Raw genomic sequence first — 23,910 nt, 5'->3', positions numbered from 1 at the left:
GCGCTCCCGCCAGTCGCTGCGGACCTTGCGCCGCCACAGGAATTGAATGACCAGATAGGCAAGGCAGGCCGAGCAGGTGGCCACCAGTACCGAGCCCAGGTAGAGAGGGATGCCGATATCCATCAGGCGGCCGCTGAGCCACGACCAGGACAACTGGATCTCGAAGTTCAGTACCGGTCTGTCCAGTATCCAGGCTCCAATCTTGTAATTGAAGTAGAACATCGGTGGCATGGTCACCGGATTGCTGATCCAGACGAGCACTACCGAAAGCGGCAGGTTGGCGTTGAACCAGATGGCGAAGAAGGCAGCGGCAACCATCTGGAACGGCATCGGTATAAATGTCAGGAAAATACCGACCAGGAACGCCCTGGCGACGCTGTGGCGATTGATGTGCCACAAGTTGGGTTCATGAAGGATATCTCCGAGGAAGTGCAGCGACTCGATCGAGCGCACCCGTTCCGGCGTTGGTAGATAGCGTTTCATGAACTTCTTTGGCATTGGGAAGTTCTGCCTGCTCGGGATAATGGTTCCGGGGTATGGCGGCTCCCGGAATTGACCAACTATCAGGAGGACAAGGATTGTCCGGAAGTTTTATGGCCAGGGTCGGCCTCGTGGGCTTCGCCTGCGGCGTTATCTTACTGTATAGCTTGGCGGTCTTGCCACCTTTGCACTGGCTGATTTCCGCGACACCTATCCCGTTTGTCGCGATACTTCTCGCCAGGTCTCCGCTGTTCAGTGCGGTCGCAGTCCTGCTTGCTGGTGGGATTGTTGGCCTGGCCTGGGCGGCGCTGCAAGCGGACGGCCGGCAGCAGTCGGTGCTACCGACGACACTGGAAGGCCTGGAACTGGACGTCTCGGGGTATCTTTGTGATGTCCCATCCGAAGGCAGCTTCGGTAGCGTCCGTTTCGCCTTTTGCGTGACTCAATGGCATCTGCCCGAAGGCGACAGTACCTTTTCCGATGAGGATTTGCCGGATCGGTTGCGACTCGCCTGGTACGGCGATGAGGCCACGACCAGGCCCGGTCATCGGCTGATACTCACGGTTGCGCTCAAGCGCCCCCACGGTGCGGTGAATCCGGAGGGGTTCCGCTACGAATCCTGGCTGTATCGGAAGGGGTTTGGTGCCACCGGCACAGTCCGCGAGCTTTCCCGCTCAGACCACCTTGAGTGCCCGTTTCGTTGCCGGTATCACCGCTGGCGGGGAGAACTGGTGGACGCTGTCTCGGGCAGGCTGTCTGATGCGCGCCATTTCCCATTAATAACGTCCCTGATGATGGGCTACCGCGGGCATATGCAGCCCGAACACTGGGACGTTCTGAAAGCTACCGGAACCATTCACCTGGTTGCTATTTCGGGTCTGCATCTGGGGTTGATTGCCGCTGGGGCAGGCTTCCTGTGCCGCCGCCTGCTGCTTTGTCTTCCTGAACGTCGAGTATCGCCTGCGGCACTAAGAATGCTGGTTTTCCTTGTGGTCGCCAGTGCGAGCATCGGGTATGCGCTTGTGGCCGGGTTCTCCGTGCCCACCAGGCGGGCGCTTATTATGGTCATCATCGCCGGGTGGGTTCTCGTTGGCGCTCGGCAAACCGGGGTTTTTACGGGGCTGCTGACCGCGCTGGCCCTGGTGTTGTTAAGTGATTCGTTTTCGCCTCTGGACCAGGGGTTCTGGCTTTCTTTCGGCGCCGTGATGGTTCTGGTGTTGCTGTTTGCCCTCCGTGTTGGCAGGACTGGTTGGCTCACGGGGCTATTGCTGGCCCAAGTGGCCGTCTTTGCCGGGCTCTGGCCGATATTATCCACCCTGGGGCAGCCTCAGCCTGTGCTCGGTCTGGTAGCCAACCTGTTTGCCATTCCCTGGGTATCGCTGGTGGTCATGCCGTTATTGGTCGTGGGAGCTTTTGTACTGGTATTGCTCCCCTCTGCGGATGCCCTGGTGATTGGCGTGCTGGATGCCGTTTTTGGGGTTCTGTGGCAGGGGCTTTCCTGGCTCGCGAACGTTGATCTTGTGCTGACGGTGCCCGCCCCATTGCAGGTTGCGGGATTTTCCTTGGTGGTTCTGATGGCTCTGCTGGTCCCTTTCAACGGGTTTCGGAAGGCGGCTGCCTGTGTCACGTCGTTATGGATTGCCATGATCGTGTTTCGGGGCGAGGGGATGGAGGGGACGAACGAGACGGTCGCCCACCCTGAAATCTGGGTATGGGATGTCGGACAGGGGCTATCCGTCCTGCTTCGCGAGCGGGACCGGGTGCTGCTCTACGACACTGGCCCGGCACTGGAGGGAGTCTACTCGTCGGTGGAGTCGGTTCTGATTCCCAATCTGAATGCCCTGGGCGTACGCCGCATTGATGCCCTGGTAATCAGCCACGGCGATGGTGATCACGCCGGAGGGCTGCCATTGCTGTTCGACCGATTCAAAGTCGGGCGGATTGTTACCGGCGAACCCGGGAGAGTTGCCGACAAGTTGCCCGTAGGCGTAAAGGTTGAGCCCTGTTCTGGCCAGGTGGATGTCAAGATGGGCGATCTGGAACTGGAACTCTGGCAAAGCCGGGGCAGGGTTGAGGGTAATGACGCGTCCTGTGTGCTGACAGTATCGTCGGTTGTCCCGCCCGTTGAGGTGGTGTTGCCTGGCGACATAACCCGCCGGGTGGAAGAGGAGTTTATGGCCCGGGCCGACCATTATCGGAATGATATCGACCGCTATCGGGTTGTGCTGGCACCCCACCATGGCAGCAAAACGTCCTCATCGGAACCTTGGGTCGCCTGGATGGCTCCGAATCTCGCCGTAGTCAGTGCTGGCTACCGGCACCGTTTCGGTCATCCCCATGCAGACGTGGTTGAACGGTATCAGTCCGTTGGCAGCGATATCGCCAATACCGCTACCTCCGGCGCGATCAGGCTGGTTCTGGAGCCGGGTGGAGTGATAACCACAAAGGCAAGGGCCGCGACCCCGTTCTGGATTCGTAAACCCGAAACTCCCTGAACAGAGTGTAAAAACCGTGACATTCCGGGTGTGGCCTACACCGGCAGCTATGCTAAAGTAGCGCGGCTTGTAAACAATCAGGGAGACCAAGCGTGTTCGAGCTTTTGAAAGCCGGTGGCATCCTCATGGTGCCGATTCTTGCCTGTTCTATTCTTGCCCTTGCCATCATTCTAGAGCGCTTCTGGACGCTCAGACCGTCCAGGGTAACGCCTCAGCACACCATCAACGAACTGTGGCGGTGGATCAAGAAAAAGGAGCTTAACGGGCGCAAGCTCAAGGCACTGCAGGGGTCGTCTCCCCTGGGGCGGATCCTGGCCGGCGGGTTGATGAATGCCAAACATGGTCGCGAGATCATGAAGGAAAGCATTGAGCACGAGGCGAGTCAGGTCATTCATGAACTGGAACGTTTCCTGAACCCCCTCGGGACCGTTGCGACCATTACGCCTCTCCTGGGCCTGCTCGGGACCGTGATCGGCATGATCAAGGTGTTTGCAGAGATCCAGCTCGCCGGTGTAGGCGATGCCGGTAATCTGGCCGGGGGTATTTCGGAAGCACTGATAACGACGGCTTCGGGCCTGAGCGTGGCCATACCAGCACTGATCTGCCACCGTTACTTTATTCGACGTGTCGATGAGTTGGTTGTCGGCATGGAGCAGGAAGCCATCAAGCTTGTGGAAGTGGTGCATGGCGACCGCGAAATTGACGTGGAAGGAGCCTGAACACTGTGAAGTTCAAGCGTCAGAGAAGTCAGGAAGTCGGGGTAGACCTGACGCCACTGATCGATGTGGTCTTCCTGCTGCTGATATTCTTTATGGTGTCCACCACGTTTACCCGTGAGAGCCACCTCAATATCGAATTGCCGGAAGCCAACGGTGAGCGGTCGGAATCCGAGGCGGAGTTGATTGATGTGGTCATCAACGCCGAGGGCCAGTACATCCTCAACGACCGAACCCTGGTGAATAATCGTCGGGAAACCCTGGAAAGGGCGGTTAGTGAACTGGCACAGGACAACACGTCGCTGCCGTTCATCATCACCGCGGATGCCCGTACCCCTCACGAGTTCGTCGTGCGTGCCATGGATGTGGCGGGTCGTCTTGGTTTTGCCAAACTCAGCATCACCACCGAACGAGAGGCGGAAGGCAGTGAGTGACGCCACGTCGACAGCCGAAGAGTCACACCAGCCGGCATCCAACTGGGGAACCTACAAACGCCTGTTGGCTTACGTAAAGCCTTTCTGGCTGGCGTTCTCGCTCGCCGTGGTTGGCAATATCATCTACGCAGCGGCCTCCACCGGTATGGCTGCGGCGATGGAATACGTCATCACGGCACTGGAAAACCCCACCGACAAGAACCGGATTCTGCTGACGTTGCTGATTGTCGGTGTGTTTGCCTTTCGCGGTGTCGGCACCTTCATGAGCCAGTATTTCATCAGTTACGTTGGGCGGCAGGTTATTAACGCTCTGCGCCAGCAAGTCTTCGACCGTTTGCTGAGCCTGCCGTCCCGCTATTTCGATGAGAACGCTTCCGGCCGTCTGGTTTCGAAGATCACATACAATGTTGAGCAGGTGGCAGATGCCACGACCAACGCCGTGACCATCACCCTCAGGGAAGGGCTTACCATCCTGGGTCTGCTGGGCTTTATGATTTACACCAACTGGAAGTTGACCCTAGTATTCCTGGCCGTGGGGCCGTTGATTGCCCTGGTGGTCAGCTACGCGAGTAAGCGCTTCCGCAGAATCAGCAAACGTATCCAGGGGTCGATGGGCGATATTACCCATGCGGCTTCCGAGTCCATCAGTGGCTATCGGGTGGTCCGTACCTTTGGCGGCGAGCACTATGAGCGCGACCGCTTCCGCAAGGTCAGTGAGAAAAACCTGGAGCAGAGCCTGAAGATGGCTTCCACCCAGGCCATCAGCATCCCGGTTATCCAGGTGCTGGTGGCGATTGCCATCGCGGCACTGGTGTGGACCATGCTGGCGCCGGAGATCCGTGGCGAAATGAGTACCGGCCAGCTTGTGGCCTTCATTACCGCCGCAACAACCATGGCCAAGCCCATTCGCCAGGTAACGTCCGTACATGCCAAGATCCAGCGTGGCGTTGCCGCTGCCCACGACGTCTTCGGAACCATGGACGAGGAACCGGAACACGATCCGGGCACCTACGCGCCGGAACGGGTTAACGGCAACATTGAATTTGAAAGCGTGTCCTTCCGCTATCGTGACCAGTTGGACGACGTTCTCAAGGATATTTCCCTGAACATACCCGCCGGTCAGAGTGTTGCCCTGGTCGGGCGTTCGGGCAGTGGCAAGTCGACACTGGTCAGTCTTTTGCCTCGTTTCTACGAGTACACCGGTGGGGATGTCCGTCTGGACGGCCACTCCCTGAAAGAATTCAGCCTGGAAGCCCTGCGTTCACAGATTGCGCTGGTGACCCAGAACGTGGTTCTTTTCAACGACACCATTGCGGCCAACATTGCCTATGGCGCACTCCGCCACTGCAGTCGCGAGCAAATCACTGATGCAGCGGCCAAGGCCCATGCGCTGGAGTTCATCGAGCGTATGCCGGAAGGTCTGGATACCATGATTGGTGACAACGGCGTGATGCTTTCCGGCGGCCAGCGCCAGCGACTGGCCATTGCAAGGGCCCTGCTGAAAAACGCACCGGTGCTGATCCTGGACGAGGCAACATCGGCCCTCGATACGGAATCGGAACGGCACATACAGGATGCACTGGAAACCGTCATGCAGGGTCGTACAACGTTGGTCATTGCCCACCGGCTATCAACCATTGAAAAGGCGGATCGCATCCTGGTGATGGATGGCGGCAGAATTGTCGAGTCCGGTCGCCATGATGAATTGCTGGCCGAGGGCGGCGCCTACGCCCAGCTCCACCAGATGCAGTTCAGCGAGCAGGCATGACCACGCTGGTGGAACGGGTATGGTACAGCGGTAGGCGCCCCCTGTGGCCGTTGTATCCGCTGGTCTGGCTCTACCGCACCATTTCTGAAAACCGTCGCCGCCGGGCCTGGCAGGCGATGAACGAACGCATTCCGGTTCCCGTGGTGGTGGTGGGCAATATCACCGCCGGGGGCACAGGAAAATCCCCGCTGACGGCCGCTCTCACCAGCCTGCTGAAGGACCAGGGGTGGCAGCCAGTGATCCTGAGCCGTGGCTACGGTGGCAAGTCTGATCGCTATCCGCTGTTGGTCAACGCTGACACCGACGCCAGGATCGCCGGTGACGAGCCGGTAATGCTGGCCGCGCAATCGGGATGCCCGGTTGTGGTGGACCCGGATCGCAGACGGGGTGCCTTATGGGCACTGGAGCAAGGGCTGGGTACCATTCTGGTGTGCGACGACGGGCTCCAGCATTATCGGCTTCCCCGGGATATTGAACTTGCCGTCTTCGATGCGGCCCGTGGTGTCGGCAACGGCGCCCTGATTCCCGTGGGGCCGTTGCGTGAACCTCTGGCGCGGCTGGAATCCGTCGACTTCGTGATCACCAATGGCGGCCATCTCGACGAGCTCGAGCATGAGCGCCAGTTCACCATGACCCTGGCCCCTACTGAGCTGCGCAACCTTGTGACCGGGGAAGTGCTGTCTCCGAAATGCCTGGAAGGCCGGCGCGTGAGGGCAGTGGCAGGGATCGGTAATCCCAGCCGGTTTTTCGATACACTGATGGCGCTGGGGGCCCAGGTCAGGCCTCTTGCCTTGCCGGACCATCATCCTTTTACGCCCGCCGACCTGCACTCCGAAGACGGTGAATGGCTGGTGATGACCGCCAAGGATGCGGTCAAGTGCCGCGGGATCGCCCCTGACAACACCTGGGTCCTGTCTGTCACGGCCAGCCTCCCCGAGGTGTTTTCCGAGGCGTTCGTGGCCCGCGTCAATGACTGCAACCAATCGCTGGATACAATGACATTGTGAGAACCGCACCATGGATAAAAAACTGATGGCCCTGCTGGCCTGTCCGGTATGCAAAGGTGACCTGAAGCTGAACGACGCCAAAACCGAGCTTGTCTGCTATCAGGATGCGATGGCCTTTCCGATTCGCGAGGGGATACCGGTGATGCTCGCCACCGAAGCCCGGACTCTGACGACCGACGAGCGACTCCACAAACGCTGACAGGAAGCCCGTATGTCCTACACCGTCGTTATCCCGGCACGTTATGCCTCTACTCGGCTGCCTGGCAAGCCATTGGCAGACATTGCCGGCAAGCCGATGATTGAGCACGTCTATGAGCGGGCGTGTGAAAGTCAGGCTGGTCGTGTGGTGATCGCCACGGATGACGAACGCATCAAGGCCGCCTGTGCCGCCTTCGGCGCGGAAGTAGTGATGACCTCCGCCAACCACGCCAGTGGTACGGACCGTCTTGAAGAGGTAGCCCGAAAACTGGGGTTTGGTTCGGACAACCGGGTTGTCAACGTTCAGGGTGATGAACCCTTGATCCCACCGGAACTGATTGACCAGGTGGCCGCAAACCTCGAAGCTCACCCTGACGCAGCCATCGCCACCCTCTGCGAGCGGATTCCTGACGCCACCAGTGTGTTCAATCCCAATGTTGTCAAAGTGGTTTTCGATAACCGGGGCATGGCCCACTACTTCAGCCGGGCGCCGATTCCCTGGGCCCGGGATGCGTGGCAGGACGGTGGCGACACCGCCGCGGCGCGGCCGCTACCGGAAGACAGCAATTACTATCGTCACATTGGCATCTACGGCTACCGCGTCAGCCTCCTGCGGAATTTCGTGACCTGGGCGCCAGCCCCGACCGAAGTCACTGAATCCCTGGAACAGCTGCGGGCACTCTACAATGGCGCCCGCATTCACGTCGAAGAAGCGTGCCGGATGCCACCTGCGGGCGTGGATACCGCCGAGGATCTAGAGCGTCTGCGGCAAATCATGATTACCAGACAAAAGGGGGCAGGACACCCATGAAGCCGGAAGTAAACGTACTGTTTGTCTGTCTTGGCAACATCTGCCGTTCGCCCAGCGCAGAAGGTGTCTTTCGCCAGGTGGTTCAGCAGTCCGGGTTCGAAAGTCGCATTGCCATCGATTCCTGCGGCACCGGCGACTGGCATGTGGGTAAGGCCCCGGACGGACGCGCCATGGCCGCTGCCGGCAAGCGCGGAATCGATATCAGTGATCTCCGGGCCCGCCAGTTCCAGGCGCCGGATCTGGACCGGTTCGATTACGTACTGGTGATGGACCGTCAGAATCTCGCGGACGTCAGGGATATCTGGCAGCAACATGGCGGGACCGAGCCGGCATTGTTTCTGGGGTTTGGTCGTTCTGATGAAGAGGAAGTGCCGGACCCATACTACGGTGGCGACCAGGGCTTCGAGCACGTACTTGACCTGATTACCGAGGCCAGTGAAGGTCTTCTTGAGCATATCCGGGAGCGGCTGGTGTGACCCGTTCCGGGGAGATCAGGGAGAACGTGTCCCTGGGGACGATGAACAGTCTTGGTATCGAGGCGAGGGCGCGGTATTTTGTGTCAGTCACCACTGTCGAGGCGCTCCGGAGAGCGCTGGCGTGGGCATCGGAAGCATCGGTTGAGCCGCTCCTGCTCGGAGGTGGCAGCAACCTGGTATTTGCAGGGGATTATCCGGGGCTGGTGATTCGCATCGCCATCGCACGCCGGTGCTGGGAGCAGGTTAGTGGCGACGAGGCTACACTGGTACTGGGCGCTGGTGAAAACTGGCACGAAAGTGTGTTGTACGCGGCTTCCTCCGGCTACAGAGGGATTGAAAACCTTGCGCTGATTCCTGGCACTGTCGGGGCGGCACCGGTTCAGAACATCGGAGCTTATGGCACGGAGTTGCAGGACACCCTGGTGGATATCCGGGCCCTGGATCGGCAGACCGGCAACGAAGTGGTGCTGACCAACAGTCTGTGCCATTTCAGCTATCGTGACAGCGTGTTCAAACACGAACCCGGGCGCTACGTCATCACAGAGGTTCGTCTGAGATTGTCCCGCTCCCGACCATTCTCACTGGATTATCGTGACCTCTGCGACTATTTCGACGGGCAGGACCTGCGCGATCTCACTCCGCTTGATGTCGCCAGTGCCGTGATGGCTGTTCGTCGACGCAAATTGCCTGATCCGGAACAGCTTCCCAATGCCGGTAGCTTCTTCAAGAACCCAGTTGTGCCATTGGCAACCTGGGAGTCATTGAAGGAGCAACACCCAGAGATCGCCGGCTACCCCGGTGATGATAATGCCAAGGTGGCGGCCGCATGGCTGATCGACCAGTGTGGCTGGAAGGGGTATCGCAATAGCCGCGTTGGCGTCCATAACCGTCAGGCGCTGGTGTTGGTGAACCATTCGAATGGCAGCGGTCAGGACGTGTTGGCATTGGCCAACCGTATCCGGGAGGATGTTGAAGCCCGCTTTGGTATTGCGCTGGAAATGGAACCGGGCGTAATCGGTTCATGCCCATAGGGCAGGCCTGAACCGATTACGCTCGTTGCACGGTGCCTTAAAGGCCGTTGCGGGGGGAGGCGCTAATCAGGAAGGGGAGTGCCTCAGCGAGTGGAATATCCTGCTTGTCTTTGTCACGGCGGCCCTTGTATTCCAGGGTTTCTGCCGTCAGGCCCCGCTCGGATACCACGAACCGGTGAGGGATGCCGATCAGTTCCATATCCGCGAACTTCACGCCCGGACGTTCGTTCCGGTCATCCAGAAGGACATCAAAACCAGCCTGGCGAAGTTGCTCATAGAGCTTTTCCCCGGCAGCCATGACCGAAGGGGATTTGTGGCCGTTCAGTGTCACGATAGCCACCTCAAACGGAGCAATGGCATCGGGCCAGATGATGCCCTTATCATCGTGGTTCTGCTCAATGGAAGAGGCGACAATCCGGGAGACACCGATACCGTAGCAGCCCATTTCCAGGGTGGCGCTCTTGCCGTTTTCATCCAGTACCGTGGCGTTCATGGCCTTGCTGTATTTATTGCCCAGCTTGAAAATGTGGCCAACTTCAATACCGCGCCGGATTTCCAGGGTGCCCTTGCCGTCTGGGCTGGGATCGCCCTCGACCACATCGCGCAGGTCTTCCACGCGGCTCAGGGCTACATCGCGTTCCCAGTTTACGCCGGTCAGGTGGTGGCCTTCCTTGTTGGCGCCGCAGACAAAGTCCACCATGTGTGCCGCACTGCGATCGACAATGACCGGCACTGGCAGGTTCACGGGGCCGATGGAGCCGGCCTTGCAACCGACAACCTGTTCGATTTCCTCATCGGTGGCCATGGTCAGCGGTTCAGCGACATCGGGCAGGTTTTCCGCCTTGATTTCATTAAGGGTGTGATCCCCCCGAAGAATCAGGGCAATCAGGCCGCTGTGGCCGTTGTCGTCTTCTTCGGCCTTGACCAGCAAGGTCTTGGCGCAGCGACTGGCGTCTACGTTCAGGAATGTGGCAACGGCCTCTATGGTCCGTTGCTCTGGTGTGGCCACCTCCGCCATTTCTTCGGAAGGCGATGAGCGGTCTCCGGCAGGCGCAACGGCTTCGGCTTTCTCAATGTTGGCGGCATAGTCGCTGTCGGTGCTGAACACAATGGCGTCTTCACCGGATGAGGCCAGTACATGGAACTCGTGGGACGCGCTTCCGCCGATAGCGCCTGAATCCGCCTCGACGGGGCGGTAATCCAGGCCCAGTCGATCAAAGATGGCGCAGTAGGTGCGATGCATGACCTGATACGTGTCGTTCAATGATTCCGCATTCACATGGAACGAGTAAGCGTCCTTCATGATGAATTCCCGCGCACGCATCACGCCGAACCGGGGACGTCGTTCATCGCGGAACTTGGTCTGGATCTGGTAGAAGTTCGCGGGCAATTCCTTGTAGCTTTTCAGCTCGTTGCGGATCAGATCGGTGATGACCTCCTCGTGGGTGGGCCCGAAGCAGAAGTCGCGACCATGGCGGTCGTTCATCCGCAGTAGTTCACCGCCATACTGTTCCCAGCGCCCGGACTCCTGCCACAGCTCCGCCGGCTGTACCGCAGGCATCAGCACTTCCTGTGCGCCACTCTTGTCCATTTCCTCGCGCACGATGCGTTCAACCTTGCGAAGCACCCTCAATCCCATTGGCAGCCAGGAGTAGAGGCCGGAGGCCAGTTTTCGGATCATTCCTGCCCGGAGCATCATTTGATGGCTGATGATCTCGGCATCGGCAGGCGTTTCTTTTTGGGTGGCAATCAGGTAGCGGCTTGCTCGCATTGTGTTATCCGTAAGCAGTTGAGAAGGGGTTCTTTATTTATCCTGTCGTGCTCGCTATTGTACGGAGCGATTACCACGAGGTACAGATGGACATTGGGAGAGCTGCGAATGACACTGACCGCAACTGAAGTCGAGGCCGTTATCAGGGCCGGTGTGCCTATGGCCGAGGATATCGGATTTACCGTCGACGAAGCGCGGGAAGACGGGTTCGCCCGCACCCGCCTGGTGTTTTCCGAACGCCTGATTCGCCCCGGCGGCACACTGTCTGGCCCGGTACAGATGGCCCTGGCGGATGCGTCCATGTACGCGGCGGTGATGGCCGCCATTGGTCAGGTTGAGATGGCGGTGACCAGCAACCTGTCGATCAATTTCCTGCATAAGCCGGCACCGGACGACCTGATAGGGGAGGCGAGGGTTCTGCGGATGGGGCGCCGACTTGCTTTTTGCGAGGTGCGGTTGCTATCCGGGCAGGGAAACGAGGAGAAACTGGTCGCCCATGTAACGGGCAGCTATGCTTTACCGTATAACCGCGACTGAAGCAGGAGATATGACCGAAGAAACCGTAGATATCACGCCTCGCCGTCAGCCTGTTCAGGCCAGAAGCCGCGAGCGCGTGAATAGCATTCTCAGCCATGCGGCAGCGATTTTCCACGAGGTGGGTGTCGATGCCACCAGTATGTCTGCCATTGCCCGTCAGTCCGGCATGTCACTCGCCTCCCTCTATCGTTACTTTCCCAACAAGGCGGCCATCGTAAAGGCGATTGCTGAAGGGCATGTTGAGCGCATGGAGATGGCGTTGCGGGAGCGGCTCCAGACTCTGGAGCTGGTGGATGCCGTAGACGTTCTGATTGACCTGTTCTATGAGTTTTATCGGACCGAACCTGCCTATTCCGTGATCTGGAGCGGGGTGGAATCGATGCCCGAATTGCGGGACCTGGATATCCGTGAGCTCTACAGCCATGCCCGCGACCTGGATAACCGCTTGCGGGACGTCTGCCCCCGCATTCCGGAAGACCGTCGCTGGACGGCGAGCCTGATGTTGCCCCGCTCGGCCGGAACCGTTCTCAGGCTTGCGGCTACCCTGCCGGACGATCAGGCCCGTTCGATGGTGAGTGAGCTCAAATGCATGGCCCGGGCCTATCTCGCCGAGCTCATCCGCTAGCGAGTCAGGACAGATACCCCAGAGGCAGGGCCGTACTGTCAATAACCCGCCTCAGCACAAAGCTGGAGTGCACACCACTGACGCCCTGGATGCGGGTGATGCGATTTAGCAGAAAGTGGTGATAATGATCCATGTCGGGCACTACCACCTTGAGCATGTAATCGGCGTCCTGGCCGGTAATCAGGTAGCATTCCTGAACTTCGGGGTATTCACCCACCTGCCGCTCGAACGTGGCAAAGCGTTCGGGGGTGTGCCGGTCCATGCCGATGAGTATGATCGCCGTAAGGGACAGTCCCAGCTTTTTGTGATCAAGGATTGTTACCTGCCGAACTATGATGCCGGCGTCCTCCAGTGCGCGGACCCGTCGCAGGCAAGGGGAGGGTGAAAGACCGACTTTGTCTGCCAGCTCCTGGTTTGTCAGCGAGCCATTCTGTTGCAACTGTTCGAGGATATGGCGGTCAATCCTGTCGATTTTAACAAGCGGCTTGTCGGATGTTGACATAAAATTGCACCTTTAGTGAGTATCCTGGAATATTGTGTCTATTCTGGGTTTCTTAAGGGAGAAAAAGCAATCATTTTCCCTGTGTGACGCGTTATCCTGATACACAATCAATGAATTCCCCGTGAGAACAGCAAGGAATCACCCCAATGGCATTTGATCATCGTAAATACGTTGCGTTTACGCCGGTGGCGAAAACCGATCGTCGCTGGCCGGACAAAGTCATCACCACCGCTCCCCGTTTTTGTGCGGTGGATCTGCGGGATGGCAACCAGGCACTGGTAAAGCCGATGTCGGTAGCGCAGAAGCAGCGGATGTTTGATTTGCTGGTAAAGCTGGGGTTCAAGGAAATCGAGATTGGCTTTCCGGCAGCGAGCCAACCGGATTTTGATTTTTGTCGCAAACTTATTGAAGAAGATCGCATTCCCGATGATGTGCACATTCAGGTGCTGACCCAGGCGCGGCCGGAGCTGATTGAGCGCACCTACGATGCCCTTAAGGGGGCTCGCAAGGCTATCGTACATGTGTACAACTCGACGTCGACGGTTCAGCGGGAGCAGGTCTTCGGCATGGACCGCGAAGGCGTGAAAGATATTGCGGTCAATGGTGCCCGCATCGTCAAGGCCAACGCCGCCAAGTACCCGGACACCGAATGGACTTTCCAGTATTCGCCGGAGAGCTTTACCGGAACGGAACTGGAATACGCCGCGGACGTGATCGATGCGGTAAACGACGTCTGGCGCCCGGATCAGGGCCAGCCGGTGGTGATCAACCTGCCAGCCACCGTGGAAATGGCGACCCCCAATGTATTTGCCGATCAGATCGAGTGGATCTGCGATCACGTTCGGTATCGCGAGCACATCAGTATCAGCGTCCACACCCACAACGACCGTGGCTGTGCCGTAGCGGCGGCGGAGCTGGCGGTGATGGCCGGCGCTGACCGGGTGGAAGGCACGCTGATGGGCAATGGTGAGCGTACCGGCAACATGGACCTGGTCACCATGGCGATGAATCTTTACTCACAGGGCGTGGATCCGACGCTGGACCTGTCTGGAATGGCTGAGATTACCGATGTGGTTGAAGCCTGTACCGAGATTTCCACCCATCCCCGCCACCCCTATGCCGGTGAGCTTGTGTTTACAGCCTTCTCGGGTAGCCACCAGGATGCCATCCGTAAATGCCTGGCCCGCCGCACCGAAGGCGAAAGCTGGCATGTGGCGTATCTGCCCATCGATCCTCACGACCTCGGTCGCCGTTATGAGGAAGTGGTTCGCATCAACAGCCAGTCTGGCAAAGGTGGTGTGGCTTATGTCCTGGAGCGTGATTACAACATCAGCCTGCCACGGTGGTTGCAGATCGAGTTCAGTAAGCTGGTGCAGCGAGAGGCCGAAACCAACGGCGGAGAGATTGACTCACTGACGATTCATCGGTTGTTCGAAGATCGTTACCTGAAGGTGGCCAAAGCCTGGGAGTTGAGATCCTATGACCTTCACCGGGATGATGAGGGCGTGAATGCCGTTGTGAGTATTGGCGCTGAAAGCGACCCGATCATACTCAAAGGTCATGGCCTCGGAGCGGTCGAGGCAGTGTCAGCGGCGTTGGAGGCGGAATACGGCGTAACCCTGGCGGTAGAAGCCTACGATGAATTCGCATTGGGTGAGGGCACCAACGCCAATGCACTGGCCTGTATCCGTGTGACTGTGGATGGGCATCACTGCAGTGCGGCCGCTCTGGCCGAGGATACCACGTCGGCTACCTTGCAGGCGCTGTTTTCAGCGGTTTCCCAGGTGGTCGAAGCTGGTCGTCGGGATGGGGTCACCAATAAGGCGTCGGCGGAAGCGGATGCCTGAAAAAGAAAAAGCCGGCGAATGCCGGCTTTTTCGGATTCCCTGTGCCCGTGAGGGGCATAGGGCGGGGTCGCGTAACCTCAGACTGGGGTTACGTTTTCCGCCTGGGGACCTTTCGGACCCTGAGTCACGGTAAACTGCACCTGTTGACCTTCGGTCAGGGTGCGGAAACCGCTCGCGTTGATTGCACTATAGTGAACGAAAACGTCACTGCCACCGTCCTGGGCGATAAAGCCGAAGCCCTTGGACTCGTTAAACCACTTTACGTGGCCTGTTTTTGTATCTGACATTGATCTTTCCTGTATTTCTCAAATTTTGCCCTCACGGGACCATCGGTATCCAGTCGGAATACCGGCGCTGTAAAAATTCAGAAAGTACTGAGGAAAGGGGCAACGAAGAGCACTGCGGCAGGACGTTGAAACGCATTCACCAAATACCGCTGTATTTTCACAGCAATTTCAGTATAGACCGAGATGGGAGGGCGTCAACGCTTTTTTTAGCACTTTATTTAAGTTTTTTAATCCGCAAAAACAACAAGTTGTCATAAAATCGTCACCAAACGGATGCACCGTTGTGGCGCAGATTCCGATTGGTGACAGCGTCTCGTGGTCAGCTTTTGAACTGCTCGCTGATTTCTTCCAGTATGGCGGGGTCGTCAATCGTGCTTGGCACTGCGTAGTCCTCACCATCGGCGATTTGTCGGATTACCCGGCGCAGGATCTTGCCGGACCGGGTTTTGGGGAGTCGTTCCACGACCAGCGCCTTGCGGAAGCAGGCAATAGCGCCGATTTTTTCGCGCACCATCTCAACCAGCTCTTCTTCAAGTTCGTCGTGGTCGATGGTTGCGCCGTCCTTGATCAGTACGAGCCCCACGGGCACCTGGCCTCTCATGTCGTCGTGAGCACCGACCACGCAGCATTCCGCGATGGCCGGGTGGGCCGCCACCACTTCCTCCATCTCTCCGGTGGACAACCGGTGGCCCGCGACGTTGATAACGTCGTCCGTTCTCCCCATCACGAACACATAGCCGTCTTCATCAACAAATCCTCCATCACCGGAACTGTAGAAACCTTCGATGGGGGCAAGATAAGTGTTACGGAATCGGGCGTCGTCACCCCAGACCGTGGACATGCAGCCCGGAGGCAAGGGCAGCTTAACGGCAATCTGGCCCTGTTCGCCGGCGGGCACCTGATGGCCCTCCATGTCCACCACCTGAACGTTGAATCCGGGGGACGGAAGCGTGGCGGAGCCGGGTTTCGTCGTCATCATCTCGATGCCCACGGGGTTGCAGCAGATTGCCCAGCCGGTTTCGGTTTGCCACCAATGGTCCAGTATTGGCAGGCGGGTATGTTCCTTCAGCCATTCGTAGGTGGGTGGGTCCAGTCGTTCGCCGGCCAGGAAGAGGCGCTTCAGGGAACTGATGTCGTAGCGGGACAGCTGATCAGCCTCAGGGTCTTCCTTGCGGACCGCCCGGAAGGCGGTCGGTGCCGTGAACAACAGATTCACGCCGTGGTCCTGGACCACGCGCCAGAAGGCGCCGGCATCCGGAGTTTTGACCGGCTTGCCCTCGTAAAGAATGGTGGTGCAGCCTGCAAACAAGGGGGCATAGACGATATAGCTGTGCCCGACCACCCAGCCAACGTCCGATGCGGCCCAGTAGACATCTCCCGGGCTGGCGTCGTAAACCAGGTGCATGCTGTAGCGAAGAGCGACGGCATGGCCGCCGTTGTCGCGCACAACGCCCTTGGGTTTACCAGTGGTTCCGGACGTGTAGAGGATATAAAGCGGGTCGGTGGCCCTGACAGGCACCGGGTCTACCGCCCGGGCCCGGCTAACCATTTCACCCCAGTCGAAATCGCGACCTTCCTGAAGCGTGGCCTTAGCCTGCGGGCGCTGAAACACAATGCAACACTCGGGCTTGTGGTCCGCCTGATCGATGGCTTTGTCCACCAAGGGCTTGTATTCGATGACCTTGCTGACTTCGATGCCGCAGGAGGCTGTGATGACGGCCTTGGGCTTGGCATCATCGATGCGCACCGCCAGTTCATTGGATGCGAAACCGCCAAAGACCACGGAATGAATGGCGCCAATCCGGGCGCATCCCAGCATGGCAATGACGGCTTCCGGAATCATGGGCATGTAGAGAATCACCCGGTCGCCCTTGGTGATGCCTCTGTCCTGGAGGGCGCCGGCGAAGATTGCCACCGCACGGGTGAGCTCATTGTAGGTGTATGAGCGGGTGGTGCCGGTGACCGGAGAATCGTAAATCAGGGCTTTCTGTTCGCCGCGCCCGGCCCGGATGTTGGCATCCAGTGCTACGTCGGAGGTGTTAAGGACGCCATCGGGAAACCACTCCCCATGTCCGTTATCTGTGGGCTGCCAGATGGTTTTCGGGGGCTCCATCCAGTCAATGGCAGACGCTTTCTCGCGCCAGAAGGCGTCAGGCTGGTCGATTGATTGCCTGAACTCGGAGTGGTAGTCCATAACATCCACCTCGCATCACTGTTGTTGTTGTGTTTTGTAATACCCACAACTTTAGGCGCTTTGAGGTATAGGACTACTAGACCATAGGCTAAGTTTCTGTCTTTTTGAAAGTTATTGGTTTCCTGAATTGACCGCGGTCACGTTCGCTTCAACGTGGCCGCTGGCAACACGGGCGGTGATCCTGTCGCCGGGCGCGAGTTCACTGGCCTGGCGAACTATATCCCCGTTTTCCTGCTGGACGATGGCGTACCCCCGCCCCAGCGTCGCCAGCGGGCTGACCACATTCAGTGTTTGAGCCAGATGCTCAAGGCGCTCCTGGCGTTGGACGACGGACTGGCGAGCCAAGCGGGTCAGTCGTTCGGACAGCTGGCTGACGCTCCTGCGGTTGTCGTCGAGCCGTTTTGCGGGAGACTGCATTCTCAGGCGCTGGCCAAGGTGCTCAGCGCGTACCTTTTCCCGCTCCATGCGTTGACGCATGGCCTTGCCCAGCCGCAGGTCGAGGTCGTCCATGCGCTGGGCTTTTTCCATCAGTTCACGCCGGGGATCCCTGAGCCTGGCGGAAAGATGCGCCAGCTGAGTCCCCATGCGTTTGAGGGCTCGGCTGGCGGCGCCGGCGAGTCGATGTTCCCGTTCCTTGAGCTGTCGCAGCCAGTCCTGCTGATCGGGTGATATTTTTTCCGCAGCGGCGGACGGTGTGGGTGCCCGCAGGTCGGCGACAAAGTCGGCAATGGTTACGTCCACTTCGTGGCCAACCGCACTGACCGTTGGCAGGGGGCATGCTGCTATGGCGCGGGCGACGGCTTCCTCGTTGAAACACCAAAGATCTTCCAGTGAGCCACCACCGCGACCAATAATCAGCACATCGGCGAGTCCGTGTCGGGCTGCCCGGTCAATGGCACGGACAATGTCAGCTGTTGCTGCCTGCCCCTGGACAGCGGTGGGGTAAAGGGTGACGGGAATGGCCGGGCATCGTCTGGCAAGTACGGTCAGGATATCGTGAATGGCGGCGCCGGTGGGCGATGTCACAACCCCAATGTGGCGAGGGGTTGATGGCAGCGGTTTTTTGCGGGCTGCATCGAACAGACCCTCCATCTGCAGCTTGCGTTTGAGCTCCTCATAGGCCTGCTGCAACGCGCCGAGTCCCGCTGGCTCGACATGCTCGACAATGATCTGGAAATCGCCCCGGTTCTCGTAAAGCGTTACCTTGCCGCGGATGCGAACCTGCTCGCCTTCCTTCGGAATTTCTTTCACCCGCTGGTTGAAGCCCCGGAACATGGCGCAGCGGATCTGGCATTTGCGATCTTTCAGGGAAAAATACCAATGGCCAGAAGAGGGGCGGGAGAATCCGGACAATTCACCCTCAACCCAAACCTGCATGAAGCTGGCTTCCAGCAGGTGGCGGGCCTGGTGATTGAGCTCGCTGACACTCAGTGCTCGGGGCCGGGAATCCTGGAAACCGCTGTCCAAAGGGGGTGCTCCTTCGTTTCTGTGGGGTTGCTGTATACGCAAAAGCCGAAAATTGGAGAGTAAAAATAGCGAAAATTCAAAAAGATGCAACCCAATAGGTAGTCAGCCCCGGTTTACTGTCAACCAAGGCCCATTTATAATAGGTCGATTAAGAATTTTGTACTGCCACAGCCTGCGGGGTGTGGTGTCAGAATTCTCCAATCTAGCATGTTCAAAAGGCGGATCCCAATGCTGCGAATTGCCGAAGAAGCCCTCACCTTTGACGATGTACTGCTCGTTCCAGGACGCTCAGAGGTTCTTCCTCACCAGGTCAGCCTGCAAACCCAGCTGACCAAAGGTATCACCCTGAATATTCCGCTGGTATCAGCGGCTATGGATACCGTGACCGAAGCTGATCTGGCCATTTCCATGGCTCAGGAAGGTGGCATCGGCATCATGCACAAGAGCATGTCTGTTGAGCAGCAGGCCGCGGCCGTCCGCAAGGTCAAGAAGTTCGAAAGTGGCGTCGTTAAGGATCCTATCACGGTGACGCCGGACACTACGGTTCGCGAACTCGTGGACATCACCATGGCCAACAACATTTCGGGGCTGCCGGTGGTGGACGGTGTCGATCTCGTTGGTATCGTCACCGGTCGTGATATTCGCTTTGAAAGCCGCCTGGACACGCCTGTCTCGGAAATCATGACCGCCAAGGACAAGTTGGTGACGGTGAAAGAGGGTGCCAACCTGGACGACGTGAAAGAGCTGTTGCATCGTCACCGCATTGAAAAAGTCCTGGTCGTGAATGACGACTTTGAATTGCGCGGGCTGATTACCGTCAAGGATATCCAGAAGGCGAAGGACTATCCGCTCGCTTGCAAGGACGAGCAGGGCCGTCTTCGAGCTGGCGCTGCCGTTGGCACCGGTGCAGATACAGATGCACGTGTAGCCGCGCTGGTTGAGGCCGGAGTTGACGTGATCGTAGTGGATACGGCCCATGGCCATTCCAAGGGCGTGCTCGACCGGGTTCGCTGGATTAAAGAACATTTCCCGGAAGTTCAGGTGATCGGCGGCAACATTGCTACGTCTGATGCCGCAATCGATCTGGCCGACGCTGGTGCAGACGCGGTCAAGGTAGGTATCGGTCCCGGTTCCATCTGCACGACCCGTATTGTGGCCGGCATTGGCGTGCCACAGATCACAGCAGTGTCCAATGTGGCCGCCGCCTTGAAAGACCGTGGTGTGCCCGTGATCGCGGATGGTGGCGTTCGCTTCTCTGGCGATATTTCCAAGGCCATTGCAGCCGGAGCCTACAGTGTCATGATCGGCAGCCTGCTGGCCGGTACTGACGAAGCCCCGGGCGAGGTTGAGCTGTATCAGGGCCGTAGCTATAAAGCCTACCGCGGCATGGGTTCCATTGGAGCCATGGGGCAGGGGTCCAGTGACCGTTACTTCCAGGACGCCAGTAAAGGCATTGAGAAGCTGGTGCCGGAAGGCATTGAAGGCCGCGTTGCCTGCAAGGGCCCGATGCGGAACATTGTGCACCAGTTGATGGGCGGCCTGCGGGCTTCCATGGGTTATACCGGCAGTGCCACCATGGAAGAAATGCGCACCAAGCCTGAGTTCGTCCGCATCACCAATGCGGGCATGCGTGAGAGTCACGTCCACGACGTGACCATCACCAAAGAAGCCCCTAACTACCGTATCGGCTGACCACTGTCGATTCGGGCGCGGCTCACCCAGTGAGCCTCGTTTTTTCTTTCTGCTCCGAGGATTTCATGGCCCATAACATCCACGACCACCGTATTCTGATTCTCGATTTCGGTTCCCAGTACACCCAGCTCATCGCGCGCCGCGTTCGGGAAATTGGGGTCTATTGTGAGATCAAGGCCTTTGATATTACCGATGAGGAACTGAAAGAGTTCAATCCCAAAGGTATCATTCTCGCGGGCGGCCCCGAGTCCGTGACTCAACTGGGTGGCCCTCGTGCGCCGGAAGGCCTGTTCGAAAAAGGGATTCCGGTTCTGGGCATTTGTTATGGCATGCAGACCATGGCCGAGCAGCTGGGCGGTCGTGTTGCCAGTTCCGAGAAGCGGGAATTTGGCTATGCCCAGGTCAAAGTGCGGGCCAAGGGGCCTTTGCTGAAAGATATTACAGACCATCTCACGGCAACCGGCGAATCTTTGCTGGATGTGTGGATGAGCCATGGCGACAAGGTTGTGGTGATGCCGGAGGGCTTCGAACTGCTGGCATCAACGGAGAGTGCGCCGATTTCGGCCATGCAGGATACGTCGCGTAACCTCTACGGCGTCCAGTTCCACCCGGAAGTGACCCATACCCTGCAGGGCAAGCGCATCCTGGAGCACTTCATTCTCAACATCTGCCAGTGCGAGGCTCTGTGGACGCCAGCCAAGATTGTTGACGATGCGGTGGAACAGATCCGTAACCAGGTGGGCAGTGGCAAGGTGCTTCTGGGTCTGTCTGGTGGTGTGGATTCTTCCGTTACCGCTGCGCTGCTTCACAAAGCCATCGGCGACCAGTTGACCTGTGTGTTCGTGGACAACGGCCTGTTACGCCTGAACGAAGGCGATCAGGTGATGGATATGTTCGCCAGCAACATGGGTGTGAAGGTTATTCGCGTTGATGCCGAAGACCTGTTCCTGTCCAAGCTCAAGGGTGTTGATGATCCTGAGCAGAAGCGCAAGATCATTGGCAACACCTTCATTGATGTGTTCGACGAAGAAGCCGCCAACATCCGCGATGTGAACTGGCTGGCCCAAGGCACCATCTACCCGGATGTCATTGAATCCGCAGCCTCCAAGACCGGTAAAGCCCATGTTATTAAATCCCACCATAATGTGGGTGGTCTGCCGGAAACCATGAAAATGAAGCTGGTGGAGCCGCTGCGGGAACTGTTCAAGGACGAGGTTCGCCGTATTGGCCTGGAGCTTGGACTGCCTTACGACATGGTGTATCGCCACCCATTCCCCGGGCCCGGCCTGGGCGTGCGGATTCTGGGTGAAGTGAAGAAGGAATACGCCGAAATCCTCCGTCGGGCTGATGCTATTTTCCTGGAAGAGTTGCACCGTGCTGACTTTTACCACAAAACCAGCCAGGCATTTGCGGTCTTCCTGCCCGTCAAATCGGTTGGAGTGGTAGGTGATGCCCGACGCTATGAATACGTGGTGGCATTGCGCGCAGTGGAAACCATCGATTTCATGACCGCCCGTTGGGCACACCTGCCGTACGATCTGCTGGAAACGGTATCCAATCGCATCATCAATGAAATTGAAGGTGTCTCCCGGGTAACCTACGACGTTTCCTCCAAGCCGCCGGCAACCATCGAGTGGGAGTGACCGGTATGCTGGTCGGGTTGGTCAGTTAATTCTGACCAACCCGACCTGATTGGTGCTGCTTTGATGGATTAGCAGGTTTTCTTCTTCAGTCACCCAAACATTGCGAATGATCCCAACTCCCGAGGGAATGGCCCAGCTTTGAAAGGTCTCGGCTTTCGGGTCGAATCTGACGATTGCATCAGGTCGCATGCCCGATTCGTTGTACCAGATAATGTCGTCGATGACGGCCAATGCGTAAGGATGAGAGTCCGTGCCGCTGGGGGAATCCCATTCGGTGATTGCGCCGGTATCCGGGTTCAGTCGGCCGATTTTTCCCCTCGTTGAATTGACGTACCAAACGTTGCCTTGGCTATCCAGGTCAAGTCGACGTACTCGGGTTCGTTTATCCGGCAGGTTGTAATAACGAACCTCCATAGTGTTCGGGTTCATGGCGCCAATCTTGTTCGTGCCATTGTAGGCAATCCAAACGGTGCCGTTGGAATCTACCTTGATTCCATAGGGCCTGGCTTCAGTGTTAACTTCCTTCAATACACCGGTTTCAGGATCCAGTCGGCCCAGCATGGCCGCGTGCTGAGCCGTGAAATACAGGTTGCCGTTGGGATGAAACACGGCAGAGTGAGGGTCTTTGGCCTGCGTTTCATATTCAGTGATATTGCCGGTGTCCGGATTCAGCTTCCCGATAGTGGCGTTGCTGTTTCCGGTGTACCAGATGTTGCCATCCTCATCAGGGACAATGGAGTGTGGCCGGGCTGATGGCGGTAAATTGTATTCTTTCATTTCGCCAGTATTCGGGTTCAGTTTTCCAACCAGGCTCGCCCACATACCTGTCCACCAGATAGAGCCGTCTGGTGCTTCAATCGGGTCCCGAGTGCGTTGCCCAAGGGTAGGTGTTGTCCATTCAGTAATCTCAATGTCGACATTTCCCGGAACCAGAGTTGGTCGCCTGCCGGGGTCTTCCGGAAAGTGTTGGGCCAGATAATTGGCGACCCTGGTGGCCTGCTCATCTTGCAGGTCAATCATGGTGGAGAAAACCCGTCGCCACTCTTCAGGTGAGCTGTAACCAGCTGAGCGTTTGATGGTGGAGACGCCATGGCAGGCTGTGCAGGCGTTCTCGACCAATGCTTTGCCGGCACCTTCGGGTAGTGAAGATTGCGAATTGTTTTGCGCAAGGGAGGCTTGCGTGGTGCCGAGTAGAACGACGACTGCAGCTGTCAGGGATGCAGGTAGGCTCATGAGAACGACTCCTGTCATTCGGGAAGACCTTTATTGTAATCGTACGTCACGATGCTGTGGACATTGTGAGGTAATGAAAGTTCCGGGTTGGCGTGCTTTTACTCTAAACTGAATGCCAGGCAATGATGAAATCTGCTGAGTAGACGCGAATTCAGGTATTCGCGCACTCGTTTCCAACTTTGGTAATATGTCGCCTGGTTGATGATGGTACAAATTATGCCGCCTCAGATATTGTTGCTGCACCCTTTAATCATCCCTCAATAAATCTTTTGTTTTAATAGGTTGCATACCCCGTTTTGTCGAGCGCTGACGTGACGAACAGAGGGGTGTGACCGGGCAGGCATTATGGCTGGCACTGATGATGATTATTCCTGGATGAAGCGTGCGCTGCAGCTGGCCCGTCAGGCCGGAGCCGCTGGTGAGGTGCCAGTTGGTGCAGTGGTCGTGCTGGATGGACGGGAAATCGGAGCTGGCTATAATGCACCGATCAGTGGATGCGACCCCACCGCTCATGCTGAAATACGCGCCCTGCGGGACGCGGCAAGACGTGCGGGCAATTACCGGTTGCCGGGTGCCACGCTTTACGTCACCCTTGAGCCGTGCACTATGTGTGTGGGCGCCATTGTGCACAGCCGCATCAGTCGTTTGGTGTACGGTGCGGCGGAACCGAAGGCGGGTGCCGTGGTGTCGGCTCGG

22 protein-coding genes are annotated in these 23,910 nt (G+C 58.0%); 15 read left to right on the top strand and 7 right to left on the bottom strand.

What is annotated here, in order from left to right; all coding sequences use genetic code 11:
* Nucleotides 1-498, bottom strand: a 498-nt coding sequence (locus B3M52_RS11200) for a DUF2062 domain-containing protein (RefSeq protein ID WP_286749593.1), incomplete at its 3' end; no start/stop codon positions are given.
* A gap of 95 nt (nt 499-593) precedes the next feature.
* Between B3M52_RS11200 and B3M52_RS11195 the strand changes: the two genes are divergently transcribed.
* From B3M52_RS11195 to murB, 9 genes are all read left to right on the top strand, one after another.
* Nucleotides 594-2,975 carry a DNA internalization-related competence protein ComEC/Rec2 gene (locus B3M52_RS11195; protein WP_075196220.1) on the top strand — a complete coding sequence of 794 codons (2,382 nt, stop codon included), beginning with the start codon at nt 594-596 and terminating at the stop codon, nt 2,973-2,975.
* Between the two features lie 92 nt (nt 2,976-3,067).
* Complete coding sequence (locus tag B3M52_RS11190; RefSeq protein WP_007155358.1) at nt 3,068-3,694, top strand: MotA/TolQ/ExbB proton channel family protein; 627 nt, start codon at nt 3,068-3,070, stop codon at nt 3,692-3,694.
* A gap of 5 nt (nt 3,695-3,699) precedes the next feature.
* On the top strand, nt 3,700-4,125 hold the full coding sequence (locus tag B3M52_RS11185) for an ExbD/TolR family protein (protein WP_036205324.1): 426 nt from the start codon (nt 3,700-3,702) through the stop codon (nt 4,123-4,125).
* Complete coding sequence (msbA, locus tag B3M52_RS11180; RefSeq protein WP_075196219.1) at nt 4,118-5,893, top strand: lipid A export permease/ATP-binding protein MsbA; 1,776 nt, start codon at nt 4,118-4,120, stop codon at nt 5,891-5,893. Before B3M52_RS11185 ends, msbA begins: the two co-directional genes overlap by 8 nt.
* On the top strand, nt 5,890-6,900 hold the full coding sequence (lpxK, locus tag B3M52_RS11175; protein ID WP_075196218.1) for a tetraacyldisaccharide 4'-kinase: 1,011 nt from the start codon (nt 5,890-5,892) through the stop codon (nt 6,898-6,900). The genes msbA and lpxK overlap by 4 nt, the downstream gene beginning before the upstream one ends.
* A 10-nt stretch (nt 6,901-6,910) precedes the next feature.
* Nucleotides 6,911-7,099, top strand: a complete 189-nt coding sequence (locus B3M52_RS11170) for a Trm112 family protein (protein WP_007155362.1) — start codon at nt 6,911-6,913, stop codon at nt 7,097-7,099.
* Between the two features lie 12 nt (nt 7,100-7,111).
* Nucleotides 7,112-7,909 (top strand): 3-deoxy-manno-octulosonate cytidylyltransferase, encoded by a 798-nt coding sequence (kdsB, locus tag B3M52_RS11165; RefSeq protein WP_041334280.1) that lies wholly within the window; start codon nt 7,112-7,114, stop codon nt 7,907-7,909.
* Nucleotides 7,906-8,385 (top strand): low molecular weight protein-tyrosine-phosphatase, encoded by a 480-nt coding sequence (locus B3M52_RS11160; RefSeq protein ID WP_036205328.1) that lies wholly within the window; start codon nt 7,906-7,908, stop codon nt 8,383-8,385. The genes kdsB and B3M52_RS11160 overlap by 4 nt, the downstream gene beginning before the upstream one ends.
* A complete protein-coding gene (gene murB / locus B3M52_RS11155; RefSeq protein WP_075196217.1) occupies nt 8,382-9,416 on the top strand; it encodes a UDP-N-acetylmuramate dehydrogenase in 1,035 nt (344 codons plus the stop codon). Before B3M52_RS11160 ends, murB begins: the two co-directional genes overlap by 4 nt.
* A gap of 37 nt (nt 9,417-9,453) precedes the next feature.
* Here the strand turns inward: murB and B3M52_RS11150 are convergent, their stop codons facing one another.
* A complete protein-coding gene (locus B3M52_RS11150; protein ID WP_075196216.1) occupies nt 9,454-11,187 on the bottom strand; it encodes a proline--tRNA ligase in 1,734 nt (577 codons plus the stop codon).
* Nucleotides 11,188-11,295: 108 nt separating this feature from the next.
* Between B3M52_RS11150 and B3M52_RS11145 the strand changes: the two genes are divergently transcribed.
* Nucleotides 11,296-11,724, top strand: a complete 429-nt coding sequence (locus tag B3M52_RS11145; RefSeq protein WP_036205331.1) for a PaaI family thioesterase — start codon at nt 11,296-11,298, stop codon at nt 11,722-11,724.
* Between the two features lie 10 nt (nt 11,725-11,734).
* Nucleotides 11,735-12,349: a TetR/AcrR family transcriptional regulator gene (locus B3M52_RS11140; protein WP_075196215.1), complete on the top strand. Its 615-nt coding sequence runs from the start codon at nt 11,735-11,737 to the stop codon at nt 12,347-12,349.
* A 4-nt stretch (nt 12,350-12,353) separates the two neighbouring features.
* Here the strand turns inward: B3M52_RS11140 and B3M52_RS11135 are convergent, their stop codons facing one another.
* Nucleotides 12,354-12,851: an Lrp/AsnC family transcriptional regulator gene (locus B3M52_RS11135; RefSeq protein ID WP_075196214.1), complete on the bottom strand. Its 498-nt coding sequence runs from the start codon at nt 12,849-12,851 to the stop codon at nt 12,354-12,356.
* Between the two features lie 146 nt (nt 12,852-12,997).
* On the opposite strand from B3M52_RS11135, the gene leuA reads away from it, so the two are divergent.
* Nucleotides 12,998-14,698, top strand: coding sequence for a 2-isopropylmalate synthase (gene leuA / locus B3M52_RS11130; protein WP_075196213.1), 1,701 nt, complete (start codon nt 12,998-13,000; stop codon nt 14,696-14,698).
* 77 nt (nt 14,699-14,775) lie between these two features.
* Here the strand turns inward: leuA and B3M52_RS11125 are convergent, their stop codons facing one another.
* The 3 genes from B3M52_RS11125 to xseA form a co-directional block, all read right to left on the bottom strand.
* On the bottom strand, nt 14,776-14,985 hold the full coding sequence (locus B3M52_RS11125; RefSeq protein ID WP_008169155.1) for a cold-shock protein: 210 nt from the start codon (nt 14,983-14,985) through the stop codon (nt 14,776-14,778).
* A 319-nt stretch (nt 14,986-15,304) separates the two neighbouring features.
* Complete coding sequence (locus B3M52_RS11120) at nt 15,305-17,179, bottom strand: propionyl-CoA synthetase (RefSeq protein ID WP_075196212.1); 1,875 nt, start codon at nt 17,177-17,179, stop codon at nt 15,305-15,307.
* A gap of 111 nt (nt 17,180-17,290) precedes the next feature.
* Nucleotides 17,291-18,646: an exodeoxyribonuclease VII large subunit gene (gene xseA, locus B3M52_RS11115; protein ID WP_091641318.1), complete on the bottom strand. Its 1,356-nt coding sequence runs from the start codon at nt 18,644-18,646 to the stop codon at nt 17,291-17,293.
* A 228-nt stretch (nt 18,647-18,874) separates the two neighbouring features.
* On the opposite strand from xseA, the gene guaB reads away from it, so the two are divergent.
* Nucleotides 18,875-20,338, top strand: a complete 1,464-nt coding sequence (gene guaB, locus B3M52_RS11110; RefSeq protein ID WP_007152454.1) for an IMP dehydrogenase — start codon at nt 18,875-18,877, stop codon at nt 20,336-20,338.
* A gap of 65 nt (nt 20,339-20,403) precedes the next feature.
* Complete coding sequence (guaA, locus tag B3M52_RS11105) at nt 20,404-21,981, top strand: glutamine-hydrolyzing GMP synthase (protein ID WP_036205338.1); 1,578 nt, start codon at nt 20,404-20,406, stop codon at nt 21,979-21,981.
* A 21-nt stretch (nt 21,982-22,002) separates the two neighbouring features.
* On the opposite strand, the gene B3M52_RS11100 is transcribed toward guaA, so the two are convergent.
* Nucleotides 22,003-23,214 (bottom strand): virginiamycin B lyase family protein, encoded by a 1,212-nt coding sequence (locus B3M52_RS11100; RefSeq protein ID WP_201296226.1) that lies wholly within the window; start codon nt 23,212-23,214, stop codon nt 22,003-22,005.
* 345 nt (nt 23,215-23,559) lie between these two features.
* Here B3M52_RS11100 and tadA point away from each other — a divergent pair.
* Nucleotides 23,560-23,910 (top strand): tRNA adenosine(34) deaminase TadA (gene tadA / locus B3M52_RS11095; RefSeq protein WP_286749585.1); only part of this gene is annotated, 351 nt, incomplete at its 3' end.

Source organism: Marinobacter sp. UBA2688 (genome assembly GCF_002352785.1).
GTDB classification, from domain to species: Bacteria; Pseudomonadota; Gammaproteobacteria; order Pseudomonadales; family Oleiphilaceae; genus Marinobacter; species Marinobacter salarius.
Note: the sequence above shows the minus strand (reverse complement) of the source record. Positions and strands in the feature narration are given on the sequence as shown.

Coding starts and splice junctions, on each gene's coding strand:
- leuA (WP_075196213.1), top strand. CDS start 12,998: ATGGCATTTGATCATCGTAAATACGTTGCGTTTACGCCGGTGGCGAAA.
- kdsB (WP_041334280.1), top strand. CDS start 7,112: ATGTCCTACACCGTCGTTATCCCGGCACGTTATGCCTCTACTCGGCTG.
- B3M52_RS11120 (WP_075196212.1), bottom strand. CDS start 17,179: ATGGACTACCACTCCGAGTTCAGGCAATCAATCGACCAGCCTGACGCC.
- B3M52_RS11145 (WP_036205331.1), top strand. CDS start 11,296: ATGACACTGACCGCAACTGAAGTCGAGGCCGTTATCAGGGCCGGTGTG.
- B3M52_RS11160 (WP_036205328.1), top strand. CDS start 7,906: ATGAAGCCGGAAGTAAACGTACTGTTTGTCTGTCTTGGCAACATCTGC.
- B3M52_RS11100 (WP_201296226.1), bottom strand. CDS start 23,214: ATGAGCCTACCTGCATCCCTGACAGCTGCAGTCGTCGTTCTACTCGGC.
- B3M52_RS11125 (WP_008169155.1), bottom strand. CDS start 14,985: ATGTCAGATACAAAAACAGGCCACGTAAAGTGGTTTAACGAGTCCAAG.
- B3M52_RS11150 (WP_075196216.1), bottom strand. CDS start 11,187: ATGCGAGCAAGCCGCTACCTGATTGCCACCCAAAAAGAAACGCCTGCC.
- B3M52_RS11170 (WP_007155362.1), top strand. CDS start 6,911: ATGGATAAAAAACTGATGGCCCTGCTGGCCTGTCCGGTATGCAAAGGT.
- lpxK (WP_075196218.1), top strand. CDS start 5,890: ATGACCACGCTGGTGGAACGGGTATGGTACAGCGGTAGGCGCCCCCTG.
- guaB (WP_007152454.1), top strand. CDS start 18,875: ATGCTGCGAATTGCCGAAGAAGCCCTCACCTTTGACGATGTACTGCTC.
- B3M52_RS11195 (WP_075196220.1), top strand. CDS start 594: ATGGCCAGGGTCGGCCTCGTGGGCTTCGCCTGCGGCGTTATCTTACTG.
- B3M52_RS11135 (WP_075196214.1), bottom strand. CDS start 12,851: ATGTCAACATCCGACAAGCCGCTTGTTAAAATCGACAGGATTGACCGC.
- B3M52_RS11140 (WP_075196215.1), top strand. CDS start 11,735: ATGACCGAAGAAACCGTAGATATCACGCCTCGCCGTCAGCCTGTTCAG.
- guaA (WP_036205338.1), top strand. CDS start 20,404: ATGGCCCATAACATCCACGACCACCGTATTCTGATTCTCGATTTCGGT.